The 18314-nt window shown below is 61.2% G+C and carries 18 protein-coding genes; 12 read left to right on the forward strand and 6 right to left on the reverse strand.

Features of this window, described 5'->3' with window-relative positions:
- Positions 1-136: 136 nt before the first annotated feature.
- Positions 137-1033, reverse strand: a complete 897-nt coding sequence (locus HF257_RS03720) for a PA4780 family RIO1-like protein kinase (RefSeq protein WP_185705312.1) — start codon at positions 1031-1033, stop codon at positions 137-139.
- A 124-nt stretch (positions 1034-1157) separates the two neighbouring features.
- Positions 1158-2435, reverse strand: a complete 1278-nt coding sequence (locus HF257_RS03725) for an acetyl-CoA C-acetyltransferase (protein WP_185705310.1) — start codon at positions 2433-2435, stop codon at positions 1158-1160.
- 113 nt (positions 2436-2548) lie between these two features.
- Here HF257_RS03725 and HF257_RS03730 point away from each other — a divergent pair, with 113 nt between their 5' ends.
- The 4 genes from HF257_RS03730 (at position 2549) to HF257_RS03745 (ending at position 8472) form a co-directional block, all read left to right on the forward strand.
- Entirely contained in the window at positions 2549-3892 is a 1344-nt protein-coding gene (locus HF257_RS03730; protein WP_185705308.1) for a 3-oxoacyl-ACP reductase, read from the forward strand.
- 2 nt (positions 3893-3894) lie between these two features.
- Positions 3895-4743: a MaoC family dehydratase gene (locus HF257_RS03735; RefSeq protein ID WP_185705306.1), complete on the forward strand. Its 849-nt coding sequence runs from the start codon at positions 3895-3897 to the stop codon at positions 4741-4743.
- A 304-nt stretch (positions 4744-5047) separates the two neighbouring features.
- Entirely contained in the window at positions 5048-6604 is a 1557-nt protein-coding gene (locus tag HF257_RS03740; protein WP_185712019.1) for a collagen-like triple helix repeat-containing protein, read from the forward strand.
- A 185-nt stretch (positions 6605-6789) separates the two neighbouring features.
- Positions 6790-8472, forward strand: a complete 1683-nt coding sequence (locus HF257_RS03745) for a ShlB/FhaC/HecB family hemolysin secretion/activation protein (protein ID WP_185705302.1) — start codon at positions 6790-6792, stop codon at positions 8470-8472.
- 70 nt (positions 8473-8542) lie between these two features.
- On the opposite strand, the gene HF257_RS03750 is transcribed toward HF257_RS03745, so the two are convergent.
- Together HF257_RS03750 and HF257_RS03755 are read right to left on the reverse strand one after the other, a co-directional pair.
- Positions 8543-8947 (reverse strand): response regulator, encoded by a 405-nt coding sequence (locus tag HF257_RS03750; RefSeq protein WP_185705300.1) that lies wholly within the window; start codon positions 8945-8947, stop codon positions 8543-8545.
- Positions 8948-9001: 54 nt separating this feature from the next.
- Positions 9002-9199, reverse strand: coding sequence for a Flp family type IVb pilin (locus tag HF257_RS03755; RefSeq protein ID WP_185705298.1), 198 nt, complete (start codon positions 9197-9199; stop codon positions 9002-9004).
- Between the two features lie 332 nt (positions 9200-9531).
- Between HF257_RS03755 and cpaB the strand changes: the two genes are divergently transcribed.
- Genes cpaB through HF257_RS03795 form a run of 8 tightly spaced genes read left to right on the forward strand, consistent with a single transcriptional unit; the run spans position 9532 to position 16941 of the window.
- Positions 9532-10464 (forward strand): Flp pilus assembly protein CpaB, encoded by a 933-nt coding sequence (cpaB, locus tag HF257_RS03760; protein WP_185705295.1) that lies wholly within the window; start codon positions 9532-9534, stop codon positions 10462-10464.
- Positions 10465-10483: 19 nt separating this feature from the next.
- Positions 10484-11701, forward strand: coding sequence for a type II and III secretion system protein family protein (locus HF257_RS03765; protein ID WP_185705293.1), 1218 nt, complete (start codon positions 10484-10486; stop codon positions 11699-11701).
- Positions 11698-12891 (forward strand): pilus assembly protein, encoded by a 1194-nt coding sequence (locus HF257_RS03770; protein WP_185705291.1) that lies wholly within the window; start codon positions 11698-11700, stop codon positions 12889-12891. Before HF257_RS03765 ends, HF257_RS03770 begins: the two co-directional genes overlap by 4 nt.
- Positions 12888-14159 (forward strand): CpaF family protein, encoded by a 1272-nt coding sequence (locus HF257_RS03775; protein ID WP_185705289.1) that lies wholly within the window; start codon positions 12888-12890, stop codon positions 14157-14159. Before HF257_RS03770 ends, HF257_RS03775 begins: the two co-directional genes overlap by 4 nt.
- A gap of 10 nt (positions 14160-14169) precedes the next feature.
- Positions 14170-15051, forward strand: a complete 882-nt coding sequence (locus HF257_RS03780) for a type II secretion system F family protein (RefSeq protein WP_185705287.1) — start codon at positions 14170-14172, stop codon at positions 15049-15051.
- A 1-nt stretch (position 15052) separates the two neighbouring features.
- Positions 15053-15940 (forward strand): type II secretion system F family protein, encoded by an 888-nt coding sequence (locus HF257_RS03785; RefSeq protein WP_185705285.1) that lies wholly within the window; start codon positions 15053-15055, stop codon positions 15938-15940.
- A 10-nt stretch (positions 15941-15950) separates the two neighbouring features.
- Positions 15951-16661 (forward strand): tetratricopeptide repeat protein, encoded by a 711-nt coding sequence (locus HF257_RS03790; RefSeq protein ID WP_185705283.1) that lies wholly within the window; start codon positions 15951-15953, stop codon positions 16659-16661.
- Between the two features lie 10 nt (positions 16662-16671).
- Positions 16672-16941: a DUF3613 domain-containing protein gene (locus HF257_RS03795; protein ID WP_185705281.1), complete on the forward strand. Its 270-nt coding sequence runs from the start codon at positions 16672-16674 to the stop codon at positions 16939-16941.
- Here HF257_RS03795 and HF257_RS03800 read toward each other — a convergent pair.
- Both HF257_RS03800 and HF257_RS03805 read right to left on the reverse strand, forming a co-directional pair.
- Positions 16938-17720 (reverse strand): response regulator transcription factor, encoded by a 783-nt coding sequence (locus HF257_RS03800; RefSeq protein WP_185705278.1) that lies wholly within the window; start codon positions 17718-17720, stop codon positions 16938-16940. The two genes, HF257_RS03795 and HF257_RS03800, sit on opposite strands and share 4 nt — an antisense overlap.
- Positions 17721-17845: 125 nt before the next feature.
- Complete coding sequence (locus HF257_RS03805; protein ID WP_185705276.1) at positions 17846-18295, reverse strand: prepilin peptidase; 450 nt, start codon at positions 18293-18295, stop codon at positions 17846-17848.
- Positions 18296-18314 lie beyond the last annotated feature (19 nt).

The raw sequence follows: 18314 nt of genomic DNA on the forward strand, positions 1-18314 counted from the left end.
AAGGGCATACACAAAACAACTGTGGGAGCTGGCTTGCCTGCGATGCAGACACCTCGGTGTGTCAGCCACACTGAGGTGATGCAATCGCAGGCAAGCCAGCTCCCACAGGGAACCGCGCCAGCCTCGGGTTAACGAATCATTGCATCCAAGGCGGTGGCGGTTCTTCCGCCGTCTTGCTCGGTGGCGCATCATCCGCCGCACGAATCGCCTGCTTGCGCTCTTCATCCAGCCGCGCCGCTTCGATCTCGCGAATCACGCCGCCCACGTCCGCCAGTTCTTCCGGTTCGTCGAACTCGCCGGTCAATACACTGGCCGGGTGCAAGGTGCCGGCTTCATACAACGCCCACATTTCCTTGGCGTACTTGGTCTTCTTCAACTCCGGGGCAAAGCGCCCGAAGTAGGAAGCCATGTTGCCCACATCCCGCTCCAGCATGCTGAACGCGTGGTTGTTGCCCGCCGCATCCACCGCCTGGGGCAGGTCGATGATCACCGGGCCGGTCGGCGTGAGCAGTACGTTGAACTCGGACAAGTCACCGTGCACCAGGCCGGTACACAGCATCAGCACAATCTGGGAGATCAGGAAGGCGTGGTATTCACGTGCCTGGTCCGGCTCCAGTACCACGTCGTTCAGACGCGGCGCCGCATCGCCGTACTCGTCGGCCACCAGTTCCATCAGCAGCACGCCTTCGAGGAAGTCAAACGGCTGGGGCACGCGAACGCCCGCGCCGGCCAGACGGAACAACGCCGCCACTTCAGCGTTCTGCCAGGCATCTTCGGTTTCTTTCTTGCCGAACTTGGAGCCCTTGGCCATGGCCCGGGCCTGGCGGCTGTTGCGGACCTTACGGCCTTCCTGGTATTCGGACGCCTGACGAAAACTTCGTTTGTTCGCCTCCTTGTAAACCTTGGCGCAACGCAATTCATTGCCGCAGCGCACCACATAAACAGCTGCTTCTTTACCACTCATGAGTGGGCGCAGCACTTCGTCGACCAGACCGTCTTCGATCAGGGGTTCAATGCGTTTAGGAGTCTTCATCAGCTTTTATTGTGGGTCCTTTATTACCAAATACGCGTATGGCACTCGTTATACGGCAATCGGCTCGCCGGTGGGAGGGGCTACCGACCGTTGATCACTTAAGAATGCATCCAATATGCCAGTTTCAACGCTCAATGATCGCCGTAACCCCCTGCCCACCCGCCGCGCAGATGGAAATCAGGCCACGCCCCTTACCTGCCGCATCCAGCAATTTGGCCAAGTTGGCGACGATACGCCCGCCGGTGGCGGCGAACGGGTGCCCGGCAGCCAGGGAGCTGCCCTTCACATTCAGGCGGCTGCGGTCGATAGACCCCAACGGCGCCTCCAGCCCCAGGCGCGTCTTGCAGTAGTCCGCATCCTCCCAGGCCTTGAGCGTGCACAACACCTGGGCGGCGAACGCCTCGTGAATCTCGTAGTAATCGAAGTCCTGCAGCGTCAGACCATTCCTCGCCAACAAACGCGGCACCGCGTACACCGGCGCCATCAACAAGCCTTCGGCACCGTTGACGAAATCCACCGCCGCAGCTTCGCCATCACGCAGGTAGGCAAGGACCGGCAGGCCACGCGCCTTGGCCCATTCTTCACTGCCCAGCAATACCAGCGATGCACCATCGGTGAGCGGCGTCGAATTGCCGGCGGTCAGTGTGCCCTTTTCGCTGCGTTCAAAGGCGGGTTTGAGGGCGGCAAGTTTTTCCAAGCTCAGGTCGGGGCGCAAGTTATTGTCGCGGGTCAGCCCCAGGAACGGCGTGAGCAAATCGTTATGCCAGCCTTCGGCGTAGGCAGCGGCCATTTTCTGATGGCTTTCCAGGGCCAACTGGTCCTGTTCGGCGCGGGGGATCTGCCAGGTTTGCGCCATCAACTCGCAATGCTGGCCCATGGACAACCCGGTGCGCGGTTCGCCATTGCGCGGCAGCTCTGGCTTGAGGTGATTTGGGCGAAGTTGTAACAAGACTTTTAACTTATCCGCCATGGATTTGCTGCGGTTAGCTTGCAGCAGGATCTTGCGCAGCCCTTCATTCACGCCAATCGGCGCGTCCGAGGTCGTGTCCACCCCGCCGGCAATACCGCATTCGATCTGGCCGAGCGCAATCTTGTTAGCCACCAACAACGCCGCCTCCAGCCCGGTGCCGCATGCCTGTTGAATGTCATAAGCCGGGGTTTGCGGCGAGAGGCGCGAGCCCAGCACACATTCGCGGGTCAGGTTGAAGTCACGGGAATGCTTGAGCACCGCCCCCGCAGCCACCTCGCCAATGCGCAGGCCATGCAGGTTGTAGCGCTCGATCAGGCCTTCCAGCGCCGCCGTCAGCATCGCTTGGTTGCTTGCCGTGGCGTACTGCCCATTGGAGCGGGCGAAGGGAATGCGGTTACCGCCGATGATCGCTACGCGGCGCAATTGAGTCATGGAAAGCTCCCTGATAGTTGTAGGTGGAATCATTGAGCCTAGCCTAGGCTGATCGAACGACTACCGCCCCGGGGTGGTCAACCCTTTGAACCCCAGCCTTCGGAGAGCGTTCCATGTCTGACCGTTATATCGACTTCGCCAACTCAAGCCTCGGCCATCGCCTGGTCGCCGCCATTGGCCTGCCGTCACCGGTACGCCTGGAACGCTGGCAAGCCGGGCGCCTGCGCCCGGTGGAAGGTGCACTGTTGTTAGGCGGGGGCGCGTTGGCGAGAGAGGTGCAAGCGTTCGCCCACAAACTCACCGACGCGACTTATACCTACGGCAACGAGGCCTCGACCTGGATTCCTGGCCACGGCCCCAAACTCAAGGCCGTGGTGTTCGACGCCAGTGAGCTGCAACACACCGATCAGCTCAAGCAACTGCGCGAATTCTTCCAACCGCTGCTGAAAAACCTGGATAACAGCGCGCACCTGGTGATCCTCGGCCGTGCCCCGGAAAGTCTCGGCGATCCGTTCGCCGCCAGCGCTCAACGTGCACTAGAGGGGTTCAGCCGTTCGCTGGCCAAGGAGTTGCGCAACGGCGGCGTGTTGCAATTGCTCTATGTGGGTGACGGCGCGGAGGATCAGTTGGAAGGCGCGTTGCGCTTTTTCCTCTCTCCGAAAAGTGCCTACATCAGCGGCCAGGTCATTCGCCTGCAAGCCTGCGCTACACCGGTCGAAGACTGGACACGCCCGCTGGCCGGGCGCAAGGCGCTGGTCACCGGTGCCGCCCGAGGTATCGGTGCGTCCATCGCCGAAACCCTGGCCCGCGACGGCGCTGACGTCATCCTGCTGGATGTGCCCCAAGCCAAGGCTGATCTCGAAGCCCTCGCCGCACGCCTGGGTGCGCGCACCGTGGTGTTGGATATCTGCGCCGAAGACGCCGCCGGCCAATTGGTCGAACATCTGCCCGATGGGCTCGACATTCTGGTGCACAACGCCGGCATCACCCGCGATAAAACCCTGGCCAACATGACGCCGGAATATTGGGACGCGGTGCTAGCGGTGAACCTGAATGCCCCCCAGGTGCTGACCAAGGCCCTGCTGGACAGCGGCACCCTGCACGACAACGCGCGCGTGGTGCTGCTGGCCTCCATCAGCGGTATTGCCGGCAACCGTGGGCAAACCAACTATGCGGCGAGCAAGGCCGGGTTGATTGGGCTCGCGCAAGCCTGGGCACCCCTGCTCAAAGAGCGCGGGATCAGCATCAACGCGGTAGCGCCGGGTTTTATCGAAACCCAGATGACCGCGCATATTCCGTTCGCCTTGCGTGAGGCCGGACGCCGCATGAGTTCCTTGGGCCAGGGCGGTTTGCCGCAAGACGTCGCCGAGGCCGTGGCCTGGCTTGGACAACCGGGCAGCGGCGCGGTCAGCGGGCAAGCGCTGCGAGTCTGTGGGCAAAGTCTTTTGGGAGCGTAAGCATGGAATGGCAAACGTTAGGCGCACCTCCGTTGTTGCTGCCGCTGTACTGGCGCGCGGCACTCAAGCGCAAGATCACCGGCACCACATTGCCCGAGCGAGGGTTGCGTTGCCGGGTGCGCGTCAACCCCAAGGAGGTGGCGACGTATCGCAAGGTGTGTGGGTTTGCTGACAGCCCGATCCTGCCGGCAACGTATCCCCATATCCTGGCGTTTGGCTTGCAGATGCAGCTGCTCACCGACAAAACCTTTCCCTTCCCATTGCTAGGTTTGATCCACCTGAGCAACCGCATCCGCATTCATCGCCCACTCGGCGGTGTGAATGACCTGACCGTCGGCGTGCACGCGCAGAACCTCAAGCCTCACCCCAAGGGCGCGACGTTTGACTTGGTGACCACCGCCGAAGATTCCCTCGGCCTGCTGTGGGAGGCTGAAAGCCGCATGCTGTGTCGTGGCGTGAAGCTGCCCGGTGACGCCACGGAAGACGCACAGCCCACGCCCACTCAGGTCAGCGAGCTGACGCACTGGCCGGCCCACGCCGATATCGGCCGGCGGTATGCATGGGTTTCTGGCGACTACAACCCGATCCACCTCAGTGCCCTCACCGCCAAGCTGTTCGGCTTTCCCCAGGCCATCGCCCACGGCCTGTGGAACAAAGCGCATACCCTCGCCGCCTTGGGCGAACACCTGCCCGCGGCCAATATCGAAATTGCCGTGGAGTTTCGCAAGCCAGTGCGCCTGCCCAGTGAGGTCAGGTTATGGGCCAGCGCGGCCGGCTCCAGTGGCGAGTTATTGCTCAAAGGCGCCGGCGATATTGATCACATGGTAGGTAAATGGCAGCCGATCGCCTGAAATAAACTGATTAATTGTATATATACACCCTAAGTTATAGCGGACCTTTTCAGGTCCGTTATTTTATTCAAGCCATTGATTTACAAGATATATACATCCTGATACATCCTCCCTTTATACCGTTGGTATTAGTCCCTAAGCCATGACTGGCCGCCAGTATATAAATCGTTAATACCAAGTTGAGAATGGTGAGAAAGAGCGCCTGGGATTCTTATGACCTCACGGACAAACACATCGCTACCCCATGAGAAGTAGGGAGTGTTTGAAGACAACCAAGGTTGTACAGGTGCAAGGAACTCACATCATGAAAACTCAAGTCGTGTTTTGGAAAGCAAGCAGCGTGCTGGCCCTGGCAATTGCATTGACGCTCGGCGGCTGCAGCAGCGGTGGTGGTGGACATCACAGTGGTGGCTCCTCTTCTTCCGATACAGCCGCAGGCGGCGGCACGGGTGGCGGCACTGGCGGAGGGACCGGTGGTGGCACTGGTGGCGGTACTGGCGGTGGCACAGGCGGCGGCACAGGTGGCGGCACCACCACCCCACTGGTAACCGCAACCGTAGTAGACACCCTCGGCGACACCGTGACCGGCCTTGGCGGCACCGTCAGCAGCCTGGGTACTACCCTCGGCAGCCTGCCGATTGTTGGCGCAACCGCAGGCGGCCTGGTCACTGCGACCGGCAACGCGGTTGGTAGTATCGGTACCGGTCTGTCGGACGGCCTAGGCTCACTGGGTACCGACAGCAATGCCCTGGGCAAAACCGTCGCTGGCGTGGCTAACGGCGTGGCAGACCTGGGCACTGGTGTCACCACTACCGGTACTAACGTCGCCACGCTGCTGGGCCAAGTGCCTGTGGTGGGCACCGCCGCACCGGTCGTGGGCAACGTCGTCGGCAAGGTGGGCAATGTAGTGACCATGCTTGGCGACACCTTGAGCACCGCCAGCACCACCGGCCCACTGGGCTCGGTCACCAACACCGTTGGCGCAAAAGTCCTGGTGCCTGTGGTCTCGCTGGTAGAGAACACCACCGGAAAAGTCGGCAGCGCAACCGGCCTTGATGCGCCTGTTGGCGGCCTGCTGCAAAAAGTCGGCGACACCGTTGACGGCCTGGGCGACAAAGTTGCCAGCGCAGGCGGCACCGGCAACCCTGTGACCGGCGCAGTGGGCAACGTACTCAATGGCGTCGGCACCGTAGTCGGAAAAGCCAGCGGTTACGTCGACCCGGCTTCGGACGGCAGTGGCAGCGGCGGTTCGGGCGGTAGCACCAATCAACTGGGCCTGGCGGAACTGCTCGGCGGCATCATCGCCGGCGCCGGCAACGGCCTGGATGCAGGCAGCACCAATGGCGTGGTCAGCGCGACCGGTGTCACCGGTGGTAAAGCCGGCAGCACCGTGGCCTCCCTGGGCACTATCCTCGGCGGCAGCGGTGTGCCCAACACCGCAGCGGGCGCACCGGTTGGCCAAGTGACCAGCACCCTCGGCAATGCCCTCAACCCTGTCACCAGCGGCGTCGCCAGCCTGACCCAAAACGTCGGCAGCGCCACTGGCCTGGGCGGCCCGGTCAACGGTCTGGTGACTAACGTTGGCGGTGCCGTGAGCAACCTCGGCGGCGCCATCAGCGGCGCCAACGCCAACCCAGTTACCAACGCCTTGGGCGGCACAGTTACCGCAGTCGGCGGCACCGTAGCCTCCATCGGCGGCCTGGTGACTGGCGGTACCAACACCGGTGGTGGCTTGCTCGGCGGCGGCCTGAACCTGGGGGGTAGCGCATCTGCCTCCGCGGGTGCCAGTGCCGGCGCCAGCGCCAGTGGCAACGGTGGTCTGCTGGGCGGCCTGCTCGGTGGCCTGACCGGCAAAAAATAGAATTGCACCTGGCCGATTAGACGGCCTCACCTACAGCGCCTACGCTTGGTTGAGACGAGAGACCTAATAAGCCTCTCGTCTTTTTTATGGGCGAATGAAACGCCCTGGAAAACACCCGAACCGCGCCCCCAGAGCCCGGCGGGAATCTGCGAAACGCTGCTGCAGTTTTGACCATGGAGTGTCCTATGCGCGCTTTGACGCCGTTGTTGTTGCTCACCCTCAGTACTTACGCTTGCGCCGATACCCTACCCAGCTTCCTTAATAGCAACGACACCATCCGCAACCTGCCGGTGCCCAACCTGCCCGCCGACGCTTACCGCCCGGTCGTCCCTCAAACCCAGTTACCGACGCCCGCTGCCACCGCGGGGCAACCCTTGTTGATGGACACCAAAGTCACCATCCGCAAACTGCAGATCGACGGCGGCACCGTGTACCCGCTCAAGGAACTGGCCCAGGTCTTCGAACCGCTGATTGGCCACGAGACCAACCTGGCGCAACTGATCGAGGCCACTCGCAGCATCACGCGGCGCTATCAGCAGGATGGCTACCTGCTGTCCTATGCGTTCCTGCCGGAGCAACGCTTCGACGATGGCCTGGTGCATGTGGTGCTGGTAGAGGGCTACATCCGCGATTACCAACTACAAGGCGACATCGGTTCGGTCTCATCCTACGTCGACAAGCTGGCGGAAAAGCTCAAGGCCGAACGCCCGCTGACCCGCAAGACTTTCGAGCGCTACACCACGCTGATGAGCGCGATTCCCGGGGTGACCTTGCAGGCCCAAGTGCCTCCGCCGGGTACCACCGATGGCGGCGCCCATATGCAGATCACCGCCAGCCGCAAGCCGTTCACCACCAGCATGAGCCTCACCGAAGCCAGTCGCGGCGGCACGCAGGCGCTGCTCACCGCCACCAGTAACTCGTGGACGTCCATGGGCGAACAACTGAGCATCAGCGGCTTGTTCCCGCCGGGGCATGACAAGGAACATTACTACCGCGCCGCCTACAGCCAGTTCATCAATGCCGAAGGTACACAAGTGGTGGTTTCAGGCGAACGCTATCGCGCCGATCCGCGTACCAGCCTGCAACTGGGCGATGGCCTGGAACTCACGCCCCATCAGGAGATCGACCGTTACTCCGTCGGCCTCAGCCACCCGTTTATCGCCTCGCCAAGCGAGTCGTTGAGCCTGGGCACACGCCTCTACGCGGTGGACCAAACCACCCGCTACAAACTGGAAGGTTTCCCGCAACGCTTCGACCTGGAAACCAACCTGCGCGCCCTCGCCGTCGAAGGAGACTGGCGCAAGGCCGACACCACTCAACTGCGCATTCTCAGTGCCGGTTTATACCAAGGCATCAATGGCATGGGCGCCAAGACCCGCACCGACTTCGGCGGCCTCAAGCCCGACCTGGATTTCTTCCGTGTGCGGCTGTCGGGTGTGCAAAGCAACAAGCTGTTCGATAACTGGCAGGGAGTGCTCTCTGGCGCGCTGTACTGGAGCAACGACAACCTGCCCGACAGCGAACGCGCTACCTTCGGCGGGCAGAACTTCGGCCGTGGCTATCCCGATGACCAGGGTTCGGGCGACAAAGGCTGGGGCGTGGCCTACGAGGTCAACTACAGCTACAACCGTGCCGGCGACTGGGTGAAGATCCTGCAACCGTACGTGGTCTTCGACCGCGCCAAGACCTGGTACAACGACCTGCCCGTCAAAGGCAACGACATGTCCTCGGCAGCGCTGGGGCTGCGCTTTGGCGATGCGAAGTACTACAACATTGCGCTGGAAGCGGCCAAGCCGATGTCGGATGTGGCGTTCGACAACTTTGACCGGCGACCACGGTACTCGCTGAGCTTCAGCTATCAACTGTAACGAGGACGACAACCGTCCAATGTGGGAGCTGGCTTGCCTGCTCCCACGTTGATATCAGATGCACCTATGATCAGTAGCGGGATTTGGGGAGGGGGAAAAGGCTGTTGAGCGTATCGATCAAGCGCACCAAATAGATCGGCTTGCGAAACAGATCGAGCACCTGCAAGCGCAGCATATCGCTCACATCATCCATTTCGGCATGACCCGACATCACGATCACCGGCAGGTGCGCGCGCTCGGTGTGTTCGCGCAAGCGCTTGATCAAGGAAATACCGCTTTCCTCGGGCATGCGCAGGTCGGTGATGATCAGGGCGATATCGGGGTTGAGTGTCAGTTCTTGTAATGCATCGGTTACAGAAGAGGCGGTAAAACACACAAATCCCTCATTTTCGAGGGATTCGGCGAGTTCGATCAGCGCGTCCTCTTCGTCGTCCACCAATAGAATTTGCTGGCGAGGAGAAGACGATTCGCTCATAGCCGTACCTGGAGAAAGTAGTCAGCCTAATTGGGAATAACACGTTGAGCGACGTCAGCTCGCTGTCGTCATTTTGCTAGCCATTGTGTTGAACACCGAGGCTACCTTAGTGCCCAGCCCAGAACCGGCCGCGACAATAACAAGTGCAACCAGCGCAACGATAATTGCGTACTCAATACCCGACGCACCGTCTTTACGTTGGAGGAATGTTTGCGTTTGGACATAAACTTTCAACATCAGGTCAAGGAACATAAGACTTCTCCCTAAGAACGCCACTGAAAGCCGAAAGGGCTCTAGTACCAGATGATCGCGGCGTGCCACTAGAGCATTGTCAACAAATCCCAGGCTCACAACTGTAAGAACGGATTAACCACAAAGTATTAGTCGTAACGTTGGCGCCAAAAACCCTGCCACTAAAAGGCTGCCTTTAAAGTTCAGATAAATTTTTTCTGCGTTAATGGCATTTCGTCCTAGCTGGGCTACCTTCAAATAGCCAAATCGTTAGATGTTCATCACAGCCAGGTTGCGAATTAACTCGTTTGGATTAAACGGGCCTGTAGTGCAACGGGAAAGGGAGAGCCGTCATGAACAGTCGCATCAGCATGATCCTGGCCGGCCTGTTGCTTATCGGGGCGCTGATCGCCGGTTACTGGGGACTGGTGTTGAGTCGCCAACCGGAACCTGTCGCTGCACCTGTCATTTCTGTCGAACGTGCCACCGCCGTGATCGACGACCAAAACCGTCAACCCGTGGTCGTCCTGGCACATGACGCCCCAGCCTTTGTTCCCCTCACTGCTGCCGACCTGGTGATAGAAAAGCTGCGCACGGTGCCCGCCGGCAGCCTGACGCAACTGGATCAAGCCATCGGGCGGATGCCCCAGCGCACGCTGGGAGCCGGCACCTGGCTTACCGAAGAAAGCTTCAACGCCGGCGGCCCGCTGGCCCGCATGATCCGCCCGGACGAACGTGCGCTGGCCGTGTCAGTGGATGAAGTGATCGGTGCCGCCGGCCAGTTGAGCCCGGGCGATTACGTCGACGTCTTGCTGTTCCTGCGCCAGGACACAAGTAACGCCGAGCAATCAGCTCAAATCGTGATTCCGGCCATGCGCTTGCTCAGCGTCGGCGACCAGTTGGGCCTGGCCAATGATGGTAAACCCGCGGTACCACCGCCGGTCACACCCGAAGAGCGCGCCCAAGCCGCCCAACGACGGGCCGCCGCACGTACGGTAGTGCTGGCGGTGCCAGAGCCTTTATTAAGCCGCCTGATGCTCGCGACACAAGCCGGCACCTTGCGCCTGGCGGTACGCAGCGCCGACGAGCAACTGCTCAGTCGTTACTGGGCCGGCGAAAGCGATGCCCCACAAAAACTCGAGAGTGCCAACCGCGACCTTTATCAATTCGCCCAACTGGCTCTGACCGCCCCCCCAAAAAGAGTCGCACCGGCCGGCGCAGCGGCTGGCGTTCGTCGGGGCGTCGAGGTGATTCGCGGCGCACAGACCACTCAACAAACCCCGTGATTGAGCAAGGATGCCTTGAATGAGCCATCGCTACGCACTCATGTTCACTCAGCTGGCCTGGGCCTTGATGCTGTCGAGCTTGCCCGCAGGCGCGGCACTCGCGGCGTCGGGCAATTGCAGCGCCTTGGGCCAATTGCCCGCTGTGGTCGAAGTGGGAGAAGGCCTGCAACAAGAGCTGCAATCGCCGGTGGCAATCACACGCCTGGCCATTGGCGACCCCAAGATTGCCGACGTCCGGGTCAACGGCGACCGCAACTTCCTGCTGACGGGTGTCTCAAGCGGCGCCACCAGCCTCATGGTGTGGACCGCCTGCGCCAGCGCGCCGCGCCAAAGCATGGTGTTCGTCAAAGGCAAGGCGACTTCGGCGCTGACCAGCCTGTCGCTGTCGCCTTCGCAAGATCCAACGCTGCCCAGCCAGGTGCAAACCGATATCCGTTTTGTCGAGGTCAGCCGTACCAAACTCAAAGAGGCCAGCACCAAGTTCCTGGGCATCGGTACCGACTTTTTCCTGGGCAGCCCCAACCTGCTGTCGCCCTCGGAGGGCGTCTTCAAACTGCCCGTGAGCACGACCAATTTCAACGTAGGGTTTGGCGGTGGCCGGGTCAAATCGATGATCAACGCGTTGGAGCGCAGCGGTTTTGCCTACACCTTGGCGCGTCCCAGCCTTGTTGCCATGAGCGGCCAAAGCGCCACCTTCCTGGCTGGCGGTGAAGTGCCGATCCCCGTGCCCAGCGCCGGTAGTGACACCATCTCCATCGAGTACAAGGAGTTCGGTATTCGCCTGACCCTCACGCCCACGGTGATCGACCGCAACCGCATCACCCTCAAGGTTGCGCCAGAGGTCAGCGAGCTGGACTACAGCAACGCGATCGCGATCCAAGGCATTCAGGTGCCGGCCCTGACCGTACGCCGCACCGATACCAGCGTTTCCCTGGCCGATGGCGAAAGCTTCGTGATCAGCGGCCTGATCAGTACCAACAACACGTCCACCATCAGCAAATTTCCAGGCCTGGGCGACATCCCGATCCTCGGTGCATTTTTCCGCGACTCAAACATCAGCCGTGAAGAAAAAGAACTGCTGATGATCGTCACCCCACACCTGGTGCAGCCGTTGGCCGCCAACGCCCAACTGCCCTCGTTGCCCGGCGAAAAACTGCGCAGCTATGACCCGAACTGGTACCGCATGTTTTTCCTGGAAAACGGTAATTTCGACCGCCGCACAGGACTGTCCCAATGAGCGATAGCCTGAGCCAAACCTTCCTCGCGATCACCCGCAACACCACCGACCTTGAGTGGCTGCAGGGCGCGCTCGCGCCCCTTGGCCAGGTCGTCAGCGTTGGTACCGGCAGCCTGGACGAACTGCTGGCGCTGGCAGATGTAACCTTCGCCAACCTGGTGTTCGTCGGCCTGGACCGTGAAAACGTCGTCGCCCAAAGCGCATTGATCGAAGGCGCGCTGGAGGCCAAGCCGATGCTCGCCGTGGTCGCCCTGGGCGATGGCATGGACAACCAGCTCGTACTGAACGCCATGCGCGCCGGCGCCCGAGATTTCGTGGCCTATGGTTCGCGCTCCAGCGAAGTCGCGGGCCTGGTACGACGCCTGAGCAAGCGCCTGCCTCCCGTCACCTCGAACGCGCACCTGGGCGGCCTGACGGTGCTGTATTGCACCCAAAGCAACGCCGATGGCGCGATGCTGGCAACCCACCTGGCAATGGTGGTGCAAAAAAGCGGACAGCAGACCCTGCTGCTGGACTTGGGTCTTCCGCGCAGCGACAGCCTTGCCCTGCTGGGCCTGGAGAGCACCTTCAATTTCGGCGATGCCCTGCGGCACTTGCGGCGCCTCGACACCACCTTGATCAACAGCGCCTTCACCACCGCCCAGGATGGCTTGCGCATCCTGGCGTACGCCACCGGTGACGAGCCACTCAAACTCACCAGTGCTGCCGAACTGTTCATGCTGCTCAGCGCACTGCGCCAACACTTCCAGCACATCGTCGTCAACATCACCGGGCAACCGGACAGCGAAGCCCTGCGCACGTTTGTCAGCCACTGCGACAAGCTGCTGTGGTGCACCGACCAGAGCGTGCTGGACTGCCGTCGCAACCTGGCCGTGCTGAACCGCTGGCGTGACAAAGGCATGAAGCTTGAGCACGCCAAGCTGGTGGTGGATCGCTACATCAAGTCCTGTGCGCCCGACACCGAGGCGCTGGAAAAAAGCTACGGCCTTGAATGCGTCGCCGTGCTGCCCTTGGCCGCCGAGCTGCGCCTGAACGTGAAGAACCAGGGCCAGACCTTGTTTGCCCTGGCCCCCCGCGAGCCCTTGACCCAAGCCGTACGCACCTTGGGTGAGCGCCTGGCAAAACGCTCCGAAGGCATGGAGAAACCGTCCATGCGCTGGTTTGAACGCTTCTTGGGGTCAGGACGATGAACGGCGAAAAACTGTTTGGCGGCCCCGCCCGCACGGCTGGCGGCAACAGCGATCACGATGGCCTGAAACTGGTGCTGCATCGCTACATCATCGACGCCATCGAGGAGTCGGGTAAAAACCTGCTGGAAGGCACTCGCCAGTCCCTCGCGCAATTTGTCATCGACAAAGTGTCCGAGTACATCACGCGCATGCGCCTGGCGATCTCGCGCTATGAAATGGAACGCCTGGCCGAGGAGATCGTCGACGAACTCACTGGTTTCGGCCCCTTGGAAGTGCTGCTGCGCGACCCGTCGGTGACCGAGATCCTGGTCAACGGTCCGCACCGGGTCTTTATCGAGCGCGATGGCCTGCTGCATCAGAGCGACCTGCGCTTTATCGACGACCACCATGTGGAACGCGTGATGCAGCGCATCCTCGCGCCGCTGGGCCGACGCCTGGACGAGTCGTCGCCCATGGTGGATGCGCGCTTGCCCGACGGTAGCCGGGTCAACGCGATCATCCCGCCCATTGCCCTGGATGGGCCCTGCCTGTCGATTCGAAAGTTCCGCAAGGACATGCTCAAAAGCAGTGACCTGGTGGCCATGCAGACCATCGACCACAGCATTTTCGAATTCTTCCAGGAGGCTGTGGGCAAGCGCTGCAACATCCTGATCAGCGGCGGTACCGGCACCGGCAAGACCACCTTGCTCAATATCCTCAGCCAGTTGATCAACCCCCATGAACGCCTGGTGACCATCGAAGACGTTGCCGAACTGCAACTGGGCCACCCCCACGTGGTACGCCTGGAAACTCGCCCGCCGAATGCCGAGGGTCACGGTGAAGTAAGGTCCAGCGACCTGATCCGCAACGCCCTGCGGATGCGCCCCGACCGCATCATTCTCGGCGAGATCCGGGGCGTGGAAGTGCTCGACGTGATGACCGCCATGAACACCGGCCACGATGGTTCGATGAGCACCGTGCACGCCAACAATGCCCAAGACGCGCTGCTGCGCCTGGAAACCCTGGTGGGCCTGACCGGCCGCGTGATCGCGGAAAAAACCCTGCGCCAGATGATCTGCGCCGCACTGGACGTGGTGATCCAGCTGACGCGCATGCCCGATGGCCGCCGTTGCGTCAGCGAAGTGGTGGAGGTGGTGGGCGTGCGTGACGACGTGTATGTCACCAATACCCTGTTCCGCCTGGACCGGCGTACCGGCTTCGGTTTCCTGCGGGAAGCGCTCAACCCGGCCGGCGACAAACTGCGCCGCGAATCGGCCTTGCAGTCATAGGGAGCGCCTGATGAAGGGACCGGTGCTGTTGCTCATCTGCCTGCTGCTGATCGGCCTGTCGTTCTGGCTGTTCCAAAATGGCCTGCGCAAGGCCCAGACCAACCGCGTGCTGGAGCGCTTGGGTGACGGTCAACCCGAGGCACATGAGCAGCAAACCACCTGGACCGGCCTTGAGCGTATGTTCCTGCGTGCCGGGCTGGGTAAACCCACCGAGCGCCTGGGCTTGTGGATCAGTGGCTGGGTGGTCGGCGCCCTGTTCGGCTACCTGTTCGCCGACGGGCTGGGCCTGGTGGTGATGATCGTGTCGCCGCCTGTGGCCGTGCGCATGTACGTTGCCTGGTGTTACCAGCGCCGTGTGCAACGCATGATTGAACAACTGCCGCAGTTGCTGGACCACAGCGTGCGCAGCCTCAAGTCAGGCCGAACCCTTGCCGACGCCGTGCTGGGCGGCATCGAAAACGTTGAAAACCCACTCAAGGAAGCCATGGGCCGGGTGCAGCGCAACGTGCGCATGGGGGTGAGCCTGCCGGATTCGGTCAGCGACTTCGCCGAGTTCTATGAGCGCGACGAATTCCGTCTGTTTGCCCTGGGCCTGAAGGTCAACCACCGCTACGGCGGCAACGCCAGCGAGCTGCTGGAAAACCTGATCAAGATGATTCGCGAGCGCGAACAAGGCGCCCGCCAACTCAAGGCCATGACCGGCGAAACACGCATGACGGCCTACGTGCTGGGCGGGTTGCCGATTCTGATTGTGGGGTACTTCATTGTCGTCAACCCAGGCTACCTGATGACCATGTGGAACGACGACACGGGGCGCAATCTGTTGTTCGGCGCGTTGGCAATGGACGTGACGGGCACCGTGGCCATGTGGCGCATGCTGAGGAGTGTCTGAGATGGCCATTCTCGTCGCAGCCCTGTGCTTGCTTGCCGCTGCGGTGTTGGTAGCCGGCCAGTTGCTCGAACAGCGCCGGCGCGGGCGGCGCATCGCTGATCGCTTGCAAGGACAGATGACCAGCACCGACAAATTCGGTTCGCTGATACGCCAACTGGGCAGCAGCAGCCTGGCACAGCGCTCAGTCAGCCTGGACAACGAGACCCAGGTCCTGCTCAACCGGGTCGGTTGGCGCAAGGCCAGCCAGCGCTCGTTGTTTGCCGCATTTCAGGTCGGTGTGCCCGTTCTGCTGATGGGGCTTACCATTCTTGGCCAACGAATATTCTTTCCCGAAGTGGACCCTGCCTGGATCGCCCCGATCGCTGCGCTCGGCATCGGTTACCTGCTGCCCAAGCGTGTGCTTGCCGCCGCGGCCAAACATCGCCAACAGAGCATTGCCAAGGAAATTTCTACCTTCATTCCACTGCTGCGCATCCTGTTTGAGTCAGGCATGGCAGTGGAGCAATCACTGCGTGTATTGGGCAACGAAGCGCAACGCTTGCTGCCCCACCTGACCCACGAACTGCGCCTGATCCTGGCACGCGTCGACTCCGGGCTGGAGCTGGGCGAAGAGTTGGGCAAGACCGCCCGTTTGCTCGAAGTGGACGAACTGACCGACACCTGCGTCATCCTCCAACAACTGATCCTGCAAGGGGGCGGCGCGATGAAATCGTTGCTGGCCCTCAAGCAATTGCTCGACGACCGCCGCCTGACCCGCTTGCAGGAGTACATCTCGAAGATGTCGGCAAAAATGTCGGTGGTGATGATGGTGTTCCTGTTTCCAGCGTTGCTGATTGTGCTGGGCGGCCCGGCCTTTATCGGCATCGCCCGCGCGCTGAACCACTTTTAAGGAGATGTTGATGAAAGCACTGATTGCCGGCCTCGCCCTGTTGATGCTCGGCGGGTGCGCCACCAACGGCCAATCACCCTGGGCGGCCTTTGGCACACCCGGTAGTTGCAGCAAGCCGAGTTCGGACCAGGACCTGGCGCTGAACATGGCCGATGACATGGCCAACGAAGGCAAGCTGCACGCCAGCCTGGCCAACCTGGAAAACCTGCCCGACGCCCTGCCTCAGGTGCGCCAGCGCAAGGCGCGCGTCTATCGGTTGCTGGGCCGCAGTGAGGCCGAACCGTTGTACCGCAGCCTGCTGGGCACCTGCATGACCGCCGAGGGTGAGCATGGCCTGGGGCAACTGGCGGCCGCCAGGGGCGACAATGTCCAAGCCATGACCCATATGCAACGTGCGGCGCAGCTGGCCCCCACCGATGAAAAAATCCGCAATGACCTGGGGGTGGTGTACCTCAATCAACTGCGCCTGGAAGACGCACGCTTCGAATTCATGACCGCCATCGAGCTTAAACAGGCCGACCCGCTGGCGGCCGTGAACCTGGTGACCCTGTTGATCTACCAGGGCGATTGGGGGCAGGCGGCAAAAGTGGTCAGCCAGCTGGGCCTGAGCCCAGACCAAGTGACCGATGCCCAGTCGCGTGCGGCGAAACTCAAGAGCACCCGCACTGCGACGCGCAAAGTGGCGGTGGTCAGCGATGCGCTGCCCTTGACGATCAAGTGAGGAGTCGATGATGAAAGCCCATTACCTTGTTTGCCTGGCGCTGTTGCCACTGTCGGCATCGGCCATCGAGCCGGGACCTTCGTCGCCGCAGCAAGCTCAAACGGAAAAATGGCTGACGCTGCAGGTCAACGGAGACGCCGCCTCGCAAACGCCGCAAAAAACCACTCCCGCAGAGCGGGAGCACGCGTTGCAGCGATGGCTGGATAGCAACAAGCACCCGATTCCGGAATTTTTCGAGCAGAAAGCAGGCGGAAATGCCTCAGGAGGTGGCAGTAATTAATGCGCCGTCACCCGCTGGCGCATTGCCGAATTGCTGGGCGACAACGCCAGCGCCAACTGGGTGCGGTTATGCATATGGGTCAGGCGCAGCACTTGGGACACATACAACTTGACCGTGTTCTCGGTGATCCCCAGCTCACAGGCGATCTGGTAGTTGGTCTGGCCCTTGCCCACCAAGCGCGCGACGTCGAGCTGGCGCGGTGACAATTGATTGAAAATCGACGGTATTTCCAACGGTCCCGCATCGTCTGCCGATATGTCTGCGTCACTGTCCTGCAAAGGGCTGCGACGGACTTTGTCGAGGTCCTGGTACAGGTCGTTGATGGATTCGGACAGGTACTGCAATTTCTGGTTCAAATGCCCCAGTTGCAGCTCTTTTTGCCGTTCTTCGAGTGCCGCCTCCTGGCGTTGCAGGCCTTCGAGCAATTCGTCGAGGTTGATGGGCTTCTGGTAGTAGTCGGAGATCCCTGCACGCAGCGCCTTGATCACGTCCTGTTTGTCGGCACGGCCAGTCAGCATGATCGCTTCGAACGCCCGCTGCTTGCCCGCGACCTTCTGCATGGCCTGGACCAACTCGATGCCGTCCATGTCGGGCATGTGCAGGTCACACAGCACCAGGCCGATCTCAGTGTCTTCACTGAAACGCTGCAAGGCGTGCCGGCTGGACTCACAAGGGACGCAGCGGTAACCGCTGCTCTCAAGAAACTCACAGAGTTCTTCCACGATCAGGGGTTGGTCGTCGACCACGAGCACTTTTACCGCCGATGTAAGCTTGTTCACGCGCTACTCCATGCCTGGCAAGCCAAAGATTTGACCTATCCTTTTTGACGAAGAATCCAAACATCTACTCAATAAACGTAGACCTACTTTCCGACTATGTACATAGCGATAGAGGCCTTGTGCGACTAATGGATCCAAAGCCAGCAAGCGATGAAACCTGTCAGTAAATACGGTGCAAATGGCTGCTTTCTTGACGCCTGATCGGAGTGATGTGCAACGCGTGCGCTAAGCCCTTGACGCATAACAACCCACACACTCATCGCCACTGCAGAGCCGATCAGCGACCACAGCAAATACTCGGTATGAGTGGCCAACCCCAGTGCGGCCAACAGCTTCACATCGCCCGCGCCAAAGCGGCCCAGCGCATAGCCCGGCAAGCCCAGCAGCAAGGCCAGGGCAAACGCCCAGCCGCCGTCGCTGGCAGGTGCGCCGATCCAGGTAACACCCACCCACAGCAGGTAGGCCAAGGCGAGCAGCCCTGCACCGAGGGTAAGTACATTGGCGATTTGCCGCTGACGCATATCCTGCAACGCGCAGAGCGCCAGCCAGAACACGATTACCAAGCCTTGGGTCACGTAAAAAACATCCCTTTTC

The organism is Pseudomonas cremoris, assembly GCF_014230465.1.